This is a genomic window from Acinetobacter sp. ACNIH2 (assembly GCF_002934965.1).
Lineage (GTDB): Bacteria > Pseudomonadota > Gammaproteobacteria > Pseudomonadales > Moraxellaceae > Acinetobacter > Acinetobacter tandoii.
The window spans coordinates 2,099,003-2,116,153 of sequence record NZ_CP026412.1 but is presented as its reverse complement, the minus strand read 5'-3'; the positions used below and the strand labels follow the sequence as shown (position 1 = coordinate 2,116,153).

The window sequence follows — 17,151 nt, the reverse complement described above, 5'->3', positions numbered from 1 at the left end:
ACGGATTAGTTAACTGAGTCGAATTTTATGTTCTAGCTTTCACTAAATCAAGTTTTTTGTTTCAGATCAGGGTTAACTGATCTTTTATGAATCGATTATAAGCTTTAAATACAACTGCTTGGGTGTTGTATAGTCAAGCCTCACGAGCAATTAGTATTGGTCAGCTTCACATATCACTATGCTTCCACATCCAACCTATCAACGTCGTAGTCTTCAACGGCTCTTTAGAGGACATAAAGTCCTAGGGAAATCTTATCTTGAGGTAGGCTTCCCGCTTAGATGCTTTCAGCGGTTATCCCTTCCGAACATAGCTACCCGGCGATGCGACTGGCGTCACAACCGGTACACCAGAGGTTCGTCCACTCTGGTCCTCTCGTACTAGGAGCAGATCCTCTCAAATTTCCAGCGCCCACGGTAGATAGGGACCGAACTGTCTCACGACGTTCTAAACCCAGCTCGCGTACCTCTTTAAATGGCGAACAGCCATACCCTTGGGACCTGCTTCAGCCCCAGGATGAGATGAGCCGACATCGAGGTGCCAAACACCGCCGTCGATATGAACTCTTGGGCGGTATCAGCCTGTTATCCCCAGAGTACCTTTTATCCGTTGAGCGATGGCCCTTCCATACAGAACCACCGGATCACTAAGACCTACTTTCGTACCTGCTCGACTTGTGGGTCTCGCAGTTAAGCGCGCTTTTGCCTTTATACTCTACGCGTGATTTCCGACCACGCTGAGCGCACCTTCGTACTCCTCCGTTACTCTTTAGGAGGAGACCGCCCCAGTCAAACTACCCACCAGACATGGTCCTCGTCCCGGATAACGGGACAGAGTTAGAACCTCAACATTACCAGGGTGGTATTTCAAGGACGGCTCCATTGGAACTGGCGTTCCAACTTCAAAGCCTCCCACCTATCCTACACAAGTAAGGTCAAAGTTCAATGTCAAGCTGCAGTAAAGGTTCACGGGGTCTTTCCGTCTAGCCGCGGGTACACTGCATCTTCACAGCGATTTCGATTTCACTGAGCCTCTGCTGGAGACAGCGCCGCCATCATTATGCCATTCGTGCAGGTCGGAACTTACCCGACAAGGAATTTCGCTACCTTAGGACCGTTATAGTTACGGCCGCCGTTTACTGGGGCTTCGATCAAGAGCTTCGCTTACGCTAACCCCATCAATTAACCTTCCAGCACCGGGCAGGCATCACACCCTATACGTCCACTTTCGTGTTTGCAGAGTGCTATGTTTTTAATAAACAGTTGCAGCGGCCTGGTTTCTGTGGCTGCCAATAGCTCAGGGAGCAAGTCCCATCACCGTCAGCAGCGTACCTTCTCCCGAAGTTACGGTACCATTTTGCCTAGTTCCTTCAGCAGAGTTCTCTCAAGCGCTTTGGTCTACTCGACCTGACCACCTGTGTCGGTTTCGGGTACGATTCCTGTGTAACTGAAGCTTAGAGACTTTTCCTGGAAGCATGGTATCAGCCACTTCACTGTACAAGTACAGCTTGCTATCAGTTCTCAGCATAGAGTACCCCGGATTTGCCTAAGATACATGCCTACAACCTTCCACCTGGACAACCAACGCCAGGCTGACTTAACCTTCTCCGTCCTCTCATCGCATTACACAGAAGTATTGGAATATTAACCAATTTCCCATCGACTACGCCTCTCGGCCTCGCCTTAGGGGTCGACTCACCCAGCCCCGATTAACGTTGGACTGGAACCCTTGGTCTTTCAGCGAACGGGTTTTTCACCCGTTTTGTCGTTACTCACGTCAGCATTCGCACTTCTGATACCTCCAGCATACTTCTCAATACACCTTCATCGGCTTACAGAACGCTCCCCTACCACTTGACTAATGTCAAATCCGCAGCTTCGGCACATAGTTTTAGCCCCGTTACATCTTCCGCGCAGGCCGACTCGACTAGTGAGCTATTACGCTTTCTTTAAAGGGTGGCTGCTTCTAAGCCAACCTCCTAGCTGTCTATGCCTTCCCACATCGTTTCCCACTTAACTATGATTTTGGGGCCTTAGCTGGCGGTCTGGATTGTTTTCCTCTTGACTACGGACGTTAGCACCCGCAGTCTGTCTCCCGGATAGTACTCATAGGTATTCGGAGTTTGCATCGGTTTGGTAAGTCGGGATGACCCCCTAGCCGAAACAGTGCTCTACCCCCTATGGTATTCGTCCGAGGCGCTACCTAAATAGCTTTCGGGGAGAACCAGCTATCACCAGGCTTGATTAGCCTTTCACCCCTATCCACAAGTCATCCCCTGGCTTTTCAACGACAGTGGGTTCGGTCCTCCAGTTAGTGTTACCCAACCTTCAACCTGCTCATGGATAGATCGCCTGGTTTCGGGTCTACACCCAGCAACTAAACGCCCTATTAAGACTCGATTTCTCTACGGCTCCCCTATACGGTTAACCTTGCTACTGAATGTAAGTCGCTGACCCATTATACAAAAGGTACGCAGTCACCGAACAAGTCGGCTCCCACTGCTTGTATGCATGCGGTTTCAGGATCTATTTCACTCCCCTCACAGGGGTTCTTTTCGCCTTTCCCTCACGGTACTGGTTCACTATCGGTCAGTCAGGAGTATTTAGCCTTGGAGGATGGTCCCCCCATATTCAGACAAGGTTTCACGTGCCTCGCCCTACTCGACATCATCATGTAAGCCCTTTCGTGTACAGGACTATCACCCACTATGGTTGCACTTCCCAGAGCATTCCACTAAAACTTACATGACTTAATGGGCTTTTCCCCGTTCGCTCGCCGCTACTGAGGGAATCTCAATTGATTTCTTTTCCTAAGGGTACTGAGATGTTTCACTTCCCCTCGTTCGCCTTGCAACACTATGTATTCATGTTGCAATACCTACCTTATAGTAGGTGGGTTCCCCCATTCAGAAATCTCCGGATCAAAGGATATTTGCCGCCTCCCCGGAGCTTATCGCAGGCTATTACGTCTTTCATCGCCTCTGACTGCCAAGGCATCCACCACATGCACTTAATTACTTGACTATACAACCCCAAACAGTCGTTATTACCTACAAGTAGTAATAAGACAGTGATCAATGATCGCTCATTCATCTCTTACAGTTTGTTGTCCGTGCACTTAAGCACTGTACAGCTTCAATCTAAATTCATATACCAAAACGCTTGATTCAGTGTTTTTGCTAGTTCTCAATCAACTTAGATCAAAGAATTACTTCTTCTCTCTTCGTCATTGAGTGAACAATTTATTTCAGACTCAATTTTCTAATCTGTTAATGATTAACTACAGCCTCGTCAGCTTGCAGTAAACTGTGATAAATCACAGAAGTTAACAAGACGCGCATATTACGCTAACTTCTTATTAATTTCTATAATCTAAGACTTCGTTTGCTTGTTTCTTAGCTCATTGCAATGCAATGTGATGGTGGAGACTAGGAGAGTCGAACTCCTGACCTCCTGCGTGCAAAGCAGGCGCTCTACCAACTAAGCTAAGTCCCCAGCTTATCAATAAGTCAATGTTTCTGATCTTCCGTACTTCGTCAGTAGTGGTGGGTCTGACAAGACTTGAACTTGTGACCCCACGCTTATCAAGCGTGTGCTCTAACCAACTGAGCTACAGACCCTCAGATACATCGTCATGAAGAACAACTTGTTGTGGATTCTTACCAATCGTCAATCTTTCGTTAAGGAGGTGATCCAGCCGCAGGTTCCCCTACGGCTACCTTGTTACGACTTCACCCCAGTCATCGGCCACACCGTGGTAACCGCCCTCTTTACAGTTAGGCTAGCTACTTCTGGTGCAACAAACTCCCATGGTGTGACGGGCGGTGTGTACAAGGCCCGGGAACGTATTCACCGCGGCATTCTGATCCGCGATTACTAGCGATTCCGACTTCATGGAGTCGAGTTGCAGACTCCAATCCGGACTACGATCGGCTTTTTGAGATTAGCATCCTATCGCTAGGTAGCAACCCTTTGTACCGACCATTGTAGCACGTGTGTAGCCCTGGTCGTAAGGGCCATGATGACTTGACGTCGTCCCCGCCTTCCTCCAGTTTGTCACTGGCAGTATCCTTAAAGTTCCCACCCGAAGTGCTGGCAAATAAGGAAAAGGGTTGCGCTCGTTGCGGGACTTAACCCAACATCTCACGACACGAGCTGACGACAGCCATGCAGCACCTGTATGTAAGTTCCCGAAGGCACCAATCCATCTCTGGAAAGTTCTTACTATGTCAAGACCAGGTAAGGTTCTTCGCGTTGCATCGAATTAAACCACATGCTCCACCGCTTGTGCGGGCCCCCGTCAATTCATTTGAGTTTTAGTCTTGCGACCGTACTCCCCAGGCGGTCTACTTATCGCGTTAGCTGCGCCACTAAAGCCTCAAAGGCCCCAACGGCTAGTAGACATCGTTTACGGCATGGACTACCAGGGTATCTAATCCTGTTTGCTCCCCATGCTTTCGTACCTCAGCGTCAGTATTAGGCCAGATGGCTGCCTTCGCCATCGGTATTCCTCCAGATCTCTACGCATTTCACCGCTACACCTGGAATTCTACCATCCTCTCCCATACTCTAGCTGACCAGTATCGAATGCAATTCCTAAGTTAAGCTCAGGGATTTCACATCCGACTTAATCAGCCGCCTACGCACGCTTTACGCCCAGTAAATCCGATTAACGCTCGCACCCTCTGTATTACCGCGGCTGCTGGCACAGAGTTAGCCGGTGCTTATTCTGCGAGTAACGTCCACTCATCAAGGGTATTAACCTTAAGAGCCTCCTCCTCGCTTAAAGTGCTTTACAACCAAAAGGCCTTCTTCACACACGCGGCATGGCTGGATCAGGCTTCCGCCCATTGTCCAATATTCCCCACTGCTGCCTCCCGTAGGAGTCTGGGCCGTGTCTCAGTCCCAGTGTGGCGGATCATCCTCTCAGACCCGCTACAGATCGTCGCCTTGGTAGGCCTTTACCCCACCAACTAGCTAATCCGACTTAGGCTCATCTATTAGCGCAAGGTCCGAAGATCCCCTGCTTTCCCCCGTAGGGCGTATGCGGTATTAGCATTCCTTTCGGAATGTTGTCCCCCACTAATAGGCAGATTCCTAAGCATTACTCACCCGTCCGCCGCTAAGCTAAGGTGCAAGCACCCTCGCTCCGCTCGACTTGCATGTGTTAAGCCTGCCGCCAGCGTTCAATCTGAGCCATGATCAAACTCTTCAGTTTAAAATCAATAGTGCTTTATTCTAAACACCAAATCTGGCTCATCAATTTTCTGACATTAATTTCTCAAATAAACTTCGAGTAATTTCTACCATCAATCAATGAAAATAATTTCGATCAATCAATCAGTAAAAATCCACACAAGTTGTTCTTCATAATCTCTTAATGATCTTCTCGATGATTCGTCATCATCAAGCTAGGTCGGCTATGTTACTCTAATCTAAATCAAAGTCAACAGGTAATTTCGATATTTTTAAAACTCATTCAATCAATCTAAAAATTTAACCACCAAGCTAAATCCTTGTTAATCAACAAGTTTTTATCTGCATCACCGCCGATGGATGTGCATTCTACAGCATTTCCTACCCAACACAACCCCTATCCGAAAATTATTTGAAAAATATGGTTTGCTTGGCTATTTAATCAGCAAAAAATCCTTTTTATTACATATTTTGATCAAATTTGTTTTAATACTATGAAGAAAACAACTGTTACAATACATTCTATACTCTAATTATTTTAGACTTCTTGTGTTACTTATGACATTAAGCGCTGTCTTGGATCTATTATGCAACATACTCACTATTATTTATGTGCGACACTTTTAGCTGTTAGTTTTGCTTCTACCGTTCAAGCAAATGATGATCTATCTGCGACAGCTTCAAGTGACACTCCTATAAATGAAGTTACACCTGATGCATCATCAAGTACTCAAGTTTCTAGACTTGAGTCATTAAAAGAACTCAAAAATGTAAAAGCAAATGATTTAAAAGTGAATGCAAATGCAGCTCAACCTGATAGCATCAAAGATCCTCTAGAAGCATTAAATCGTGAAACATTTGCGTTTAATGATTTCTTAGACCGCAATTTTGCGCGACCAATAGCGGTACAATATAAAACTAAAGTGCCTGATAGTGTCCGAGGTGCTTATCGTTCATTTCGTAAAAACTTAAATGAACCTTGGAATGCCGTCAATCAATTGGTACAAGGTCGTCCATCACGTGCTGCAAAATCTTTAGGACGTTTTACTATTAACACCGTAACAACTTTAGGTTTTGCAGACCCTGCACGACGTTTGGGTTTGGATATGGAAGAAGAAGGCTTTGGTACGACGCTTGGTTATTACAGCGTGCCATCTGGTCCGTATTTAGTTTTACCTATTATTGGCCCAAGTACTTTCCGAGATGGCATTGGTTTCTTTGTTGATGGTCAAGCACGACCACAAAAGTATATGTTTGACAATAACGATGGTGTTTATTGGTCGGATCAACTCTTACGTGGGATTGATGCACGTGCACAAATTTTGGATGTAGAAGATGTGCTCCAAGGTGACCGCTATGCCGCGATTCGTGATATTTACTTACAACGTAAGAATTTTGAGATTGCACAAAAGCAAGGACTAGATGCCGATACTATTTCATTTGTGGATGAGGAATCGGATGATGGTATTGATGACACTCCAGATGAAGATACTTCAAAGCCTTCTGAATAATTTGTAAAACTTATTTGCACTGAAAAGCATTATTTTTTCTAGCAATTACTTGATTGATATAGTACATCTAACGAGTACAGCTAAAGGATCATACAATATATATATGTATTTCATTCAACCAACGCGCAATATTCCTTATTTAGATCAAGTCATTAATACACTTCCAAGCGTACAAATGATTCAAATAGATGATATTGACTTGTATGATCCTACGATTATTGCGATTGCCGATGTACAAGATTATCTGATCCATCAGTGGAATTTACCCACTATAGTAATGGCTTTTGAAAATGAAGGTACAGCTTTAGCCCAAGCTTGGGAACTCGGTGCGCTTGCGGGGTGGATCTGGAATCGCTTACCTGCGAATCCAGAACATTCATTATTAAAAATTGATGCCCAGTACAAGCGTAATCAAGATAGTCGTGATCTTCCCTCAGCAGCTGAACTACAAAAACGTCTACTTCCCAATCCTATCGAATTAACGAACTATCGAGTTGAAACACTTTTTCAACCCTCAGCTTATCTTTCTGGTGATTGGTACGATTATTGGAAACTCAGCGACAAAGAAATAATTTTCTATTTAGCCGATGTTTCTGGCCATGGGGTTACCAGTAGCTTACTCACCTCATGGATGGCTGCTTTTCATGGCCGCTCGAAAACCCCAAGAGAGCTGATTAAGAAACTGAATGGGATGTTGGTACAAGAAAATATTGAAAAGCACATCACCATGATTGCGGGCACGCTCAATTTAGAAACCCATGTATTGAAATGGTCAAGTGCAGGACATTACCCTCCAGCAATTATGTTTGAACCCAATCATCCACCTAAAATTTTAAATACCAGCAGTTTTCCACTTGGTTTAACTGAAGATTTAGAAGTAGAAGAATTTGAATGTGTATTAAATAAACACTCTCGTTTCATTATTTGTTCTGATGGCGCCCTTGAACCATTTGATGGTGGATTGAACGAACAATTCGAACAATTGGTCTTCCATTTGCAAAATCAATCATTCCAAGCACCTGAACACGTGGCGGATGATATTGCCATCTTAAGTTTATGTAGAATGAATTAGTTTAATTTTCAATAATTTAAACATTTTAATAGGTATCTACGACTCAAGAATACTTGAGTCTACACTTGCCCTATGTGATAATTTTACAATCCTTCTCTGCAAATGGCATTTATATGTCAACAGGTCATGTTGAATATGCAAGTTTGGACGGAACGCATATTTTTAAGCTTATTGGCGAAGTGCGAGCCCAATCTTGTATCAGTCTAGACAAACTTTTAAACCGTATTGAACAACAGTCGAATGTCGTTGGGGCAATCGTAGATTTAACCCAAACTACGTTCATCGATAGCACAGTGTTAGGCATTTTAGCGAAACTTGGTTTGAAGCTAAAACAAGCGCATAACATTCAGGCTGTCATGTTATCCACCAATCCAGATATTACGACTTTAGCCAATAGTATGGGCTTAGGTCAGGTTTTTGTGATCTTGAATTACTGCGGTGATCCAAGCGTATGCACACGTGAGTTAATGGAAGAACACGTGACAAATTCAAGTATGTTGACAACCGTACTTGATGCACACAAAACCTTAATGAAATTGAACGAAAATAATCAAAATATGTTTGAACCACTAGTCAAACAACTCCAAAAAGAACAAGATAATTTGGAACAAGCGTCTCATCAACAGAACGCTTAATGTACTTGCTACAAGGATAAACTCATGTCTTTACTTTCTGTTGCTCAAATGAATTCCCAAAATGACATTGAAGAAAACTTCAAGGTCATTGAATCATTGATTCAACAGAGTAAAGCACAGGGTTCTTCCTTGGTCGTATTTCCAGAAAATTTCGTATGTTTCGCTGCTGGCAAACAACGCGAAACAGCAGAACAGTTTGAAAGCATTCAAAAACGACTCGAAGCCTTAGCTCACCAGTATCAAATTTGGCTGATTGCAGGGACTTTACCTTGCCCCTTCCGTCCAGATGGTTCTGTGATTAAAGATGGTCGTGTGCGCACAGTAAGTTTGTGTATTAGCCCTGAACGAACTGAGGCTCGTTATGACAAAATTCATTTGTTTGATGTACAAGTCGGCGATGCTGTAGGTGGCTACCAAGAATCCAAGTTTTTTGAACCAGGCTCAGATATTGTTGTTGCACAAACTCCTTTTGGCAACATTGGGATGATGGTCTGCTATGACCTGCGTTTCCCTGAATTGGCTTTACATTTACGTGCGCGTGGTGCCAATATTTTAACTGCCCCATCTGCCTTTACTTACACCACTGGTCAAATGCATTGGCAATTACTTTTACAAGCACGTGCCATGGACAGTCAATGCCAAGTGCTCGGAGCTGCTCAGCAAGGTTGGCATGGTGAAAAACGTCAAACTTGGGGGCATACTGCTGCTGCCAATAGTCGTGGACAAGTGCTGGACCTGATTACAACTGAAGGAACACAACTCATTACCGTTCCTTTTGACTTACCAGAACAACAACAAATTCGTGAGTCGATGCCCTTAATGCAACATCGCAGATTGGTTCAGTTTGGTTAAAAAACTGACTCATCTTATGGTTAAAAGACCATTATTTCTTAATAAAATTCACTATTTAAGTTATAAAATTTTGTCTTCAATTCATTAATTGACATAGCTTTAAGATATTCCCCCATCTGTATCACACCGGCATTGTTGACGAGTCTTCACAAAACAGAATTGATCTAAAAAATTGAGTGTGGCTATATGTAAATTTCGTTGTTTAATACTTGCACTACAAATTAAATCGTGTACGATATATTTGCATTCGACATAAATACAGGTGAATAAAATGTCTCTAGAACAAGTAGTTTATACCGCACATGCCAAAGCCACAGGTGGACGTGATGGTCGCGCAATCTCATCGGATGGTATTTTAGATGTCAAACTTGCTCTCCCAAAAGAAATGGGTGGTGCAGGTGGTGGAACAAACCCCGAACAGTTATTCGCTGCAGGTTATTCAGCCTGTTTTCTTGGTGCAATGAAATTCGTTGCTAACCGTGATCATTTAAAAATTACGCCTGACGTTTATATCGAAGGTGATGTCGGTATTGGTCCAATTCCAACAGGCTTTGGTATTCAAGTGACTTTGAATATTCATTTAGAAGGCTTAGAGCAAGCGGAAGCACAAAAATTAGTCGATGCGGCACATATTGTTTGCCCTTATTCAAATGCCACTCGCGGCAATATTGATGTGACATTAAATGTGATTGTTTAAGTCACACGTTCTATCCCGAAGTCATCACTTCGGGATAGAGACTTCATAACTTACAAGGATTCGGAAATATCTTTTTAAATTTCTTTTGATCATCGATTTCATCTGCCACCAAAATTAAATTACTATTTTGATCAAAATAAGAAGAACCTTGAAACACGGTATATTGAGCGATATCAAAAATAGGAACATTTTGGAAAATAGGGTGCTGAGTACTGATCAATGTCTGTCTTTTTTGCAAATTTAATTGACGTGCAGTAATTTTATTCTGTTCAGAATCAGTTTCAATTAGGCAATTACGCTGAGCATCTATCGCGATGAATTCTTGAGTCGCATCATCTGTTTGCTTATCTTTCGCTAGAAAATGATGGATCTGGCATGGGCTACCACATGACATTTGAACATGGTAATAATTTTGATTTAGACGCTCAATCTGTGGTGACTTCATACCATCATAAACTTTTTCTTTCTTGCCATTGGTGTGTCTAATGACATCACAAGACCACTCCATCTCATCATGACATTGCTTATACACCTTAAACGATTCAGTATCAGCAAAACCGTGCTGAGCAATAAATGCCCCACTTATTAAAAAAAGGAAATTAAAAGTTTATTCATTATTAAAATCTATTTGTTCTTACGTTAAGTTTAATAGCGACTTGCATCATTTTTTGGCAACACAAAATCATTACTATCAATTGCTAAAGGCTAATATTTCAACTAGACAATCGCCCCTTAAAGCAATGCTTTTTAAACTTTTTAAAAAGTATTGCTTTATTTCTCTTTCGCAGTCCTTTCTTCCAAAGCGAAAGAGAAAATTAACGAAATAGTCTGATCAGTTTCAGTTATTCAGCCGCTTCATTGGTCACACGCAAAACTTCTTCCAAAGTCGTTTTACCTGCCAAAACTTTTCTCAAACCGTCATCTCGAATAGAACCTGAATGCTGCCGCGCATAACTTTCTAATTCAAATTCAGCCGCGTTGCCATGTATTAAACGGCGCATAGATTCATCTACAGGCACGATTTCATAAATTGCAGTTCGTCCACTGAAACCCGTATGTGAACATTGCTCACAGCCTTGTGGTTCTGGTAATTTTAAGCCTTCCATAGAAGAAACAATCGGCTTAAAAATCTGTTGTTCAAACAAGTCAGCTTCATGCCACGTGGTACAATGTGGGCAAAGTGTACGAACTAAGCGCTGGGCAATCACCCCAATTAAAGAACTCGAAAGCAAGAAGGGTTCAATCCCCATATCTTTTAATCGAGTCACCGCACCAATTGCAGTATTGGTATGTAGAGTCGATAAGACTAAATGCCCCGTTAAGGAGGCTTGCACTGCAATTTCGGCCGTTTCTAAATCGCGGATTTCGCCGACCATCACCACATCAGGGTCTTGACGCAGCATAGCCTTAAGCGCTCGCGCAAAGGTCATATCTACCTTGGTATTCACCTGCGTCTGACCAATCCCTTCCAACTGATACTCAATTGGATCTTCGGCAGTCAAAATATTGCGGGTGTTGTCATTTAGGTCTGATAAGGCTGCATATAAGGTCGTGGTCTTACCTGAACCCGTCGGTCCAGTTACCAAAATAATGCCATGTGGACGATGCACCAATTGAGTTAAACGCTCATAGTCAGGTTTCAACAAGCCCAAATGGGTCATATTCAAACGCCCTGCTTGTTTATCTAACAAACGCATTACCACACGCTCGCCATGTGATGAGGGCAAAGTCGAAACACGCACATCAACTTCACGCCCTGCTAGGCGCAATGAAATACGTCCATCCTGAGGAATCCTTTTTTCAGCAATATCCAATTTCGCCATGACTTTAATTCGCGAAACCAAGAGTGGTGCCAACTCACGGCGAGGTTGTACAATTTCGCGTAACTGACCATCCACTCGTAAACGTACCGAGAGCTTCTTTTCAAAGGCTTCAATATGAATATCCGATGCACCAACGCGAATCGCTTCTGAAAGCAAAGCATTAATTAAACGCACAATCGGCGCATCATCCTCTTGATCCATCAGATCTTCAGCTTCTGGTACTTGATCTGCCAAACTGAGTAAATCTGGGTGATCTTCCAGCCCCGCAGCCACTTGCTGTGACTCGCCTGTATCCCCTGCATAACTAGAACTGAGTAAGGCATTAAAACGCTGGTCATCTAATATTTCATAGTGTGCAGGTACATTGAGTAAACGACGCGCTTCTTGTAATGCAATCCATGCAGTATTTTCACGGCGTACAATAAAAACCTGATCCCCATCATATCGAAGTAAAACGCCATGTCGCTTGGCAAAACTATAAGGAATTTGTATTTGTTTAAGTATTTGCATCACAAAATTATAATGATGAAAAAGAGGCTTTTGAGTGTACTCTAAGCTTATGACAGCGTGAAGTCTGTTTTTGACTGAACTGACTAGAGGATTTTTTTATTTTGGCATCATCCGATTTCGAGCATCATCAAGCTGAACACCCCTCACTCAAATGGTGGGGCGAACAAAAATTCGAATTAAATCAAGCTAAAACATGGCAGTTTGGCTCTTTATTATTTCGTCTGGCGCGGAGCATCAATGAATGGCGTCTAGAATATCATCGCCCACAATATCAAAAAGATTCTGAGCGCGAATGGAATATTATTAGAGATCCTGAATTTGCCTTTCCACATCCCATCAAAATTGAGCGTTATATGTTTCGTCAAACGCATGAAACATTTCATTTGATGCCACGTTTGGCAGATCGATCTGTCGTAATTAAACCTGTCGACCCCATTTATATTCCTGCGGGGCAACGCGGAACCCTCTACATTAGTACGCCACTCTGGATTGCAGGTTTTGTTGAAAGTCAACGCGAACCATTATTTGACCTTCCAATGATGCAACCGAAGGATACATGGTTTGGTCCCGACCGCCGCACAGGTGAAGTCTGCTATGCTACCTCAGTAGATGGACGTACGGAGTTAAATTTACTTAAACCGAGTCCATTTCGGGCAGTTACACCAATTGAGTTCCACAATACCAGTGGTCAGCAACTCCGTTTTGATCGAATGAATATTCCTGTTTCAGCACTACCGCTTTTTTATAGTGAAAGTACCAATCGTTTATGGACTTCACAAATTAAAGTCATCCATGAAGATTTGACTCGTCCGCCACGAATTAAAATTGAAAACCGCACCCCACCGTTGGCGGGTGAAGTCACTTATGTACACGCACCTCGCTCACCAGGTGGTGCATTATTTAATATGTTTGACTCATTTTTTTAGGATGCTGATATGCCAGAGACCAATATTCCTAAAGATGTTGCAGTCAGTTTGAAGGAAATATTTACCAATATTAATTTAGAACGAATCAGTGAGATTTTAGTTGCACTGGTACTGTGTCTGATTGGTTTTATCTTTGCACGTCTGATCTCAAATACCTTTATACGAACGATTGGGCAAAACTTTAATGCCCACCAAAGTATGGTTTGGCGTCGCGGAATTTTTTACTTTATTTTCGTGCTGTTTATAATGGCAAGCCTGAAAGAAGCTGGTTTTAAACTCAGTGTCTTTATTGGTGCTGCGGGTATTTTTACCGTCGCGCTTGGTTTCGCCTCACAAACTTCTGCCAGTAACTTAATTAGTGGTCTATTCCTCATTGGTGAAGGTTCCTTTGAAGTGGGAGACACCATTCAAATTACCTTGATTCGTGGGCATACCATCGAAGGAGAAGTTATTTCGATTGACTTACTCTCAGTAAAGTTACTGACTTTAGACAATATTTATGTCCGCCTACCCAATGAACAACTGATTCGCGCACCAGTACTGAACTTATCCAAATTCCCCATTCGGCGAATTCCAATTACCTTAGCAATTAACTTTCAGGAAGACATCATTAAAGTTCGTGAAGTGCTGCTCGATGTTGCAGCTCGCTATCCCCTAGCTTTAGATGATCCAAAACCTGAGGTTACAGTAACTGCTTTTCGTGAATCAACTATCGAAATTCTGTTTGCAGTTTGGTGTCGACAAGAACTTTTCTTAAAAGCACGAGATGAACTGCAAGAACGTGTGCGTAATGATTTCTTAAAAAATCAAATTGAGATTCCAGTACCTAAAATGGGGATTATTGACCGCCCTCATCCCAAAGCTCATGATGAGATTGATCAATATGCCCATGAGAAAGAACTCAAAAAAGGACCCAAAGAGCGATAAAATTATCGCTCTTTTTTTTGTTCATTCAGGCTCGGAGGTAATGGAGCAATATAGGCAATCACCAACATCACCACACCTGAGCCAATAAAGGAAATCACTCGTGTTAAGGTGCCACTTTGAGAGAGATCCAATAATAATAACTTCGCAACGACAATTCCCAATAAAGCAGCACCTACAAACCAGATTTGACGAATATGACGTCGGCTCGAAAAAGTCATCAATACAAAAGCCAGTACTACCCATAACAAGGTCAAACTGAGTTGTACTGAACCATCATACCAAATTGCACTCCCCCATAACGGCGTTGCCAGATAATGATGCATGGCTCGAACCACAACACTACTGAACACCAACAGCCCAATCAGAATAGTACTAATTTTAATGCCCCATTCTAGCGTAGACTGCGTCTCAAAATTATGTCGATAGATGATCCTTAACAAGCCCGCAAACATCAGCAAAGACAGTAAATCGGTGAAGTTCAATAACGGAGCTAAATAGTAATGTATGGCAGAATATGAGTCTAAATTTAAGACCAATAGCCACAACAGTCCCAGCCCCCATACAGATATTTGATCGATAAAGTCACGCTTCGCTGTGAAATATCCATAGAACACGTATAAAACTGGCACAATACCTAAAGCTACAATTGGCATTTGTGGGAAAATGGCAAGCCCGATACTGGCAAGCGCAAGACACAACATTGCTGCCCATAACTGATTCGCAACACGTACTGATGAACGCTGCATGAATATCAAGATCAAACTTAACACTACCGCGCTGATGGCAAAACTGAACTGCGTAGTTTGACTAGTCCATCGCTGCGTTATAAATACCTCTTCAAATACAGTCAGACCATACAGCAACAGCATTAAACTACCCAGCAAAGTGAGTTGTAAATTCTGCCACTCCAATTTGGTTTTCAGCTGTACGACTACGCTAAAAGTGGCTAGCAAAACCGTAGCAATCGCTATTGAGCAAGCAAATGCCCACGACTGCCAGTGCATCAGTTCTACACCTGCGATAGCGCCTGCATACATGCCTGAAACAAGGAAAATCCCACTCAAAATACGGGCGCTGAAATATTTTTCCACTTCAGGATAATGCAATAAATAAAATGCCGAAATAAACTGCGCAATAGCATAAATGACCGTGGTTAAAATAGGAAAATCATCATTCGACCAAATCTGGTACATCAATGCAATGGTACTGAGTAGTACCAATGCCACCCCCACATAACGACTGAGACGATAGCGCTCGGTAATGCCCCAAACAATTAAAGCAGTACCTTGAATCACCCAACCTGTAGAGGTCCAATGTGCCCCTTTTGCCAACGGAAAGATCAACGCGGTAAATACGACGGCGAGAATAAAGAAACTTTTGGCCAGAATAGACAATTGCGGATGCTGACGCTTAATCCAAAAATTCAATAGCCCATACGTTACTGCCAAAGCAGCAGCTCCCGATGTGAGAGCAACGGTTGAGTCATGCATTAAAAAAGCATGTAGGGAAAACCCTAGTACAGGGACACTAAAAATAAGTCCCACATCTAAAATCGGTTGAAGCTTTTTATTATTTGAGCCGGTTTCAAATTCTCGTTGTTGCTGTTGCTCTGCCACCATCAACTGGCTATAACGAATACTGAGCCAAATAAATAGTGCAATATGCAACCATAAAATGATATCAAGGGTATTCAGTTGCGAATTTTCCGCGTAAATCCCAATCACTGATCCACCAATAAACATCGTCGCAAAAAAAGCGATCTGATGTAGTATTTTCCATGGCTGCAAATAATTGACCACGACCACAGCCAAATTAATCACAAAATAATACCCAAATAAGAACACCACGTCGGGATGAGTGTGTGGAATAAGCAGAGGTGCTAGATACGCCATACTCAAAGCAAGAATAGCCAAATACAGTGCTTGCTGCTTCAGACTCAGCACCACGGTAATACCCAATAACATCACAAATAAGATGCTGGCAGTCATTAGACTTTGCAATACTTCAAAATGATGCGCAAAAATCAGCGTAAGAAAGATGACCGCCAAGCCTAAGCCCTGAAGTGCTATGGCAAACAAAGTATTTTTACGTTGTAGCAGATAACCCGCAAATGTAGTCACTCCACCTACAACTGCAATAAAGCCCAGTTTCCCCCCTAAACTTAATTGCCAATGTTCACTGGCAAAACGCAACAACAATACAACCCCCACCATGAGGACAGCCACGGCCACTCTTAAAATTGGATTGCCATGCTGCATCCAATCCACAGCAGGTTGCCACCATGTGCGAGTCGATTCTGATGATGCTGTATTTGAGTCAACTGAGGTTTGTAGCGGCTGTTGAACCGTAACATCCTGTTGTTGCGTCAGGGTCAACTGTCCCGATGTTGGCATTGCAGGAGAAAGCGTTTGCTCTGACATCACGAATGTGGAGGTTCTAGACATAACCGAAGGTTGTTGCGGTTGCTCTAGCAAAGCCAATCGCCGCTGAAATGAACTGATCAATTGAATCAAACACAGCAATAAAACCAGCAATGCCCCACCAACCACCCACATCCACGTATTGGCATAGGCCCACAACGCCACCAAGGCAGCTGCATAAATCACAATCTTTTGTGTCCCGATTCTTGTGGATTGAATCAAGGGTTGTGATGATACGCGTTCTAATTGCACTAAACGCTGATGGATATTCGAGATTGACTGCACAATCACAACCGTTAAACCAAGGGCAGCAGCAACTATTGTCGATTGCCATTGCATGACGATTGCAACAGCCAACAATACGGTTAATGCGATTAAGAGCAGGACCATTCCCTGTTTGTCGTTTTTATACATGGGTTTATGCTTATGCAGCTTGAATAGGTTTATCTTACTTGATCACCCTTCATACAAGCAGTTTCACATACAAAATACTGCAAATTTATATACTTGAGGCTGAGGACTAGAATGTTACTTAGCGCATAGTGACATTACAAATAAGACAGCTTTACCTTTTTCACGTAATAT

Annotated in this window: 10 protein-coding genes, 2 tRNA genes and 2 rRNA genes; 7 read left to right on the top strand and 7 right to left on the bottom strand. The window is 43.0% G+C overall.

Annotated features, from left to right (window positions below):
* Window positions 1-129: 129 nt before the first annotated feature.
* The 4 genes from C3F34_RS09915 to C3F34_RS09900 form a co-directional block, all read right to left on the bottom strand.
* Window positions 130-3,021: ribosomal RNA gene (locus C3F34_RS09915) — 23S ribosomal RNA — on the bottom strand.
* A 395-nt stretch (window positions 3,022-3,416) separates the two neighbouring features.
* Window positions 3,417-3,492, bottom strand: a tRNA-Ala gene (locus C3F34_RS09910).
* A 48-nt stretch (window positions 3,493-3,540) separates the two neighbouring features.
* Window positions 3,541-3,617, bottom strand: a tRNA-Ile gene (locus tag C3F34_RS09905).
* 61 nt (window positions 3,618-3,678) lie between these two features.
* Window positions 3,679-5,215, bottom strand: a 16S ribosomal RNA gene (locus tag C3F34_RS09900).
* Together the 16S and 23S rRNA genes with 2 tRNA genes alongside form the textbook arrangement of a ribosomal RNA operon.
* A gap of 565 nt (window positions 5,216-5,780) precedes the next feature.
* On the opposite strand from C3F34_RS09900, the gene C3F34_RS09895 reads away from it, so the two are divergent.
* The 5 genes from C3F34_RS09895 (at window position 5,781) to C3F34_RS09875 (ending at window position 9,960) form a co-directional block, all read left to right on the top strand.
* Complete coding sequence (locus C3F34_RS09895; RefSeq protein WP_044738936.1) at window positions 5,781-6,704, top strand: VacJ family lipoprotein; 924 nt, start codon at window positions 5,781-5,783, stop codon at window positions 6,702-6,704.
* A 103-nt stretch (window positions 6,705-6,807) separates the two neighbouring features.
* Window positions 6,808-7,776 (top strand): RsbU family protein phosphatase GigA, encoded by a 969-nt coding sequence (gene gigA / locus C3F34_RS09890; RefSeq protein ID WP_044738937.1) that lies wholly within the window; start codon window positions 6,808-6,810, stop codon window positions 7,774-7,776.
* 113 nt (window positions 7,777-7,889) lie between these two features.
* Window positions 7,890-8,411, top strand: coding sequence for an anti-anti-sigma factor GigB (gigB, locus tag C3F34_RS09885; RefSeq protein WP_044738938.1), 522 nt, complete (start codon window positions 7,890-7,892; stop codon window positions 8,409-8,411).
* Window positions 8,412-8,435: 24 nt separating this feature from the next.
* On the top strand, window positions 8,436-9,263 hold the full coding sequence (locus C3F34_RS09880) for a carbon-nitrogen hydrolase family protein (protein ID WP_044738939.1): 828 nt from the start codon (window positions 8,436-8,438) through the stop codon (window positions 9,261-9,263).
* 271 nt (window positions 9,264-9,534) lie between these two features.
* Window positions 9,535-9,960: an organic hydroperoxide resistance protein gene (locus C3F34_RS09875; RefSeq protein ID WP_016166103.1), complete on the top strand. Its 426-nt coding sequence runs from the start codon at window positions 9,535-9,537 to the stop codon at window positions 9,958-9,960.
* Window positions 9,961-10,003: 43 nt separating this feature from the next.
* Here the strand turns inward: C3F34_RS09875 and C3F34_RS09870 are convergent, their stop codons facing one another.
* Together C3F34_RS09870 and gspE are read right to left on the bottom strand one after the other, a co-directional pair.
* Window positions 10,004-10,468: a hypothetical protein gene (locus tag C3F34_RS09870; protein WP_228155286.1), complete on the bottom strand. Its 465-nt coding sequence runs from the start codon at window positions 10,466-10,468 to the stop codon at window positions 10,004-10,006.
* Between the two features lie 334 nt (window positions 10,469-10,802).
* Window positions 10,803-12,293, bottom strand: coding sequence for a type II secretion system ATPase GspE (gene gspE / locus C3F34_RS09865; RefSeq protein ID WP_044738941.1), 1,491 nt, complete (start codon window positions 12,291-12,293; stop codon window positions 10,803-10,805).
* A gap of 101 nt (window positions 12,294-12,394) precedes the next feature.
* Here gspE and C3F34_RS09860 point away from each other — a divergent pair, with 101 nt between their 5' ends.
* A complete protein-coding gene (locus C3F34_RS09860; protein WP_044738942.1) occupies window positions 12,395-13,219 on the top strand; it encodes a hypothetical protein in 825 nt (274 codons plus the stop codon).
* A gap of 9 nt (window positions 13,220-13,228) precedes the next feature.
* Window positions 13,229-14,146: a mechanosensitive ion channel family protein gene (locus C3F34_RS09855; protein ID WP_044738943.1), complete on the top strand. Its 918-nt coding sequence runs from the start codon at window positions 13,229-13,231 to the stop codon at window positions 14,144-14,146.
* Between the two features lie 2 nt (window positions 14,147-14,148).
* Here the strand turns inward: C3F34_RS09855 and C3F34_RS09850 are convergent, their stop codons facing one another.
* Entirely contained in the window at window positions 14,149-16,980 is a 2,832-nt protein-coding gene (locus C3F34_RS09850; RefSeq protein WP_104441478.1) for a DUF2339 domain-containing protein, read from the bottom strand.
* Window positions 16,981-17,151: the final 171 nt, after the last annotated feature.

Excerpts from the sequence above, each read along its gene's own strand:
- gigA (WP_044738937.1), top strand. The coding sequence starts at position 6,808 with ATGTATTTCATTCAACCAACGCGCAATATTCCTTATTTAGATCAAGTC.
- C3F34_RS09880 (WP_044738939.1), top strand. The coding sequence starts at position 8,436 with ATGTCTTTACTTTCTGTTGCTCAAATGAATTCCCAAAATGACATTGAA.
- C3F34_RS09850 (WP_104441478.1), bottom strand. The coding sequence starts at position 16,980 with ATGTATAAAAACGACAAACAGGGAATGGTCCTGCTCTTAATCGCATTA.
- C3F34_RS09870 (WP_228155286.1), bottom strand. The coding sequence starts at position 10,468 with ATGGAGTGGTCTTGTGATGTCATTAGACACACCAATGGCAAGAAAGAA.
- gigB (WP_044738938.1), top strand. The coding sequence starts at position 7,890 with ATGTCAACAGGTCATGTTGAATATGCAAGTTTGGACGGAACGCATATT.
- C3F34_RS09855 (WP_044738943.1), top strand. The coding sequence starts at position 13,229 with ATGCCAGAGACCAATATTCCTAAAGATGTTGCAGTCAGTTTGAAGGAA.
- gspE (WP_044738941.1), bottom strand. The coding sequence starts at position 12,293 with ATGCAAATACTTAAACAAATACAAATTCCTTATAGTTTTGCCAAGCGA.
- C3F34_RS09895 (WP_044738936.1), top strand. The coding sequence starts at position 5,781 with ATGCAACATACTCACTATTATTTATGTGCGACACTTTTAGCTGTTAGT.
- C3F34_RS09875 (WP_016166103.1), top strand. The coding sequence starts at position 9,535 with ATGTCTCTAGAACAAGTAGTTTATACCGCACATGCCAAAGCCACAGGT.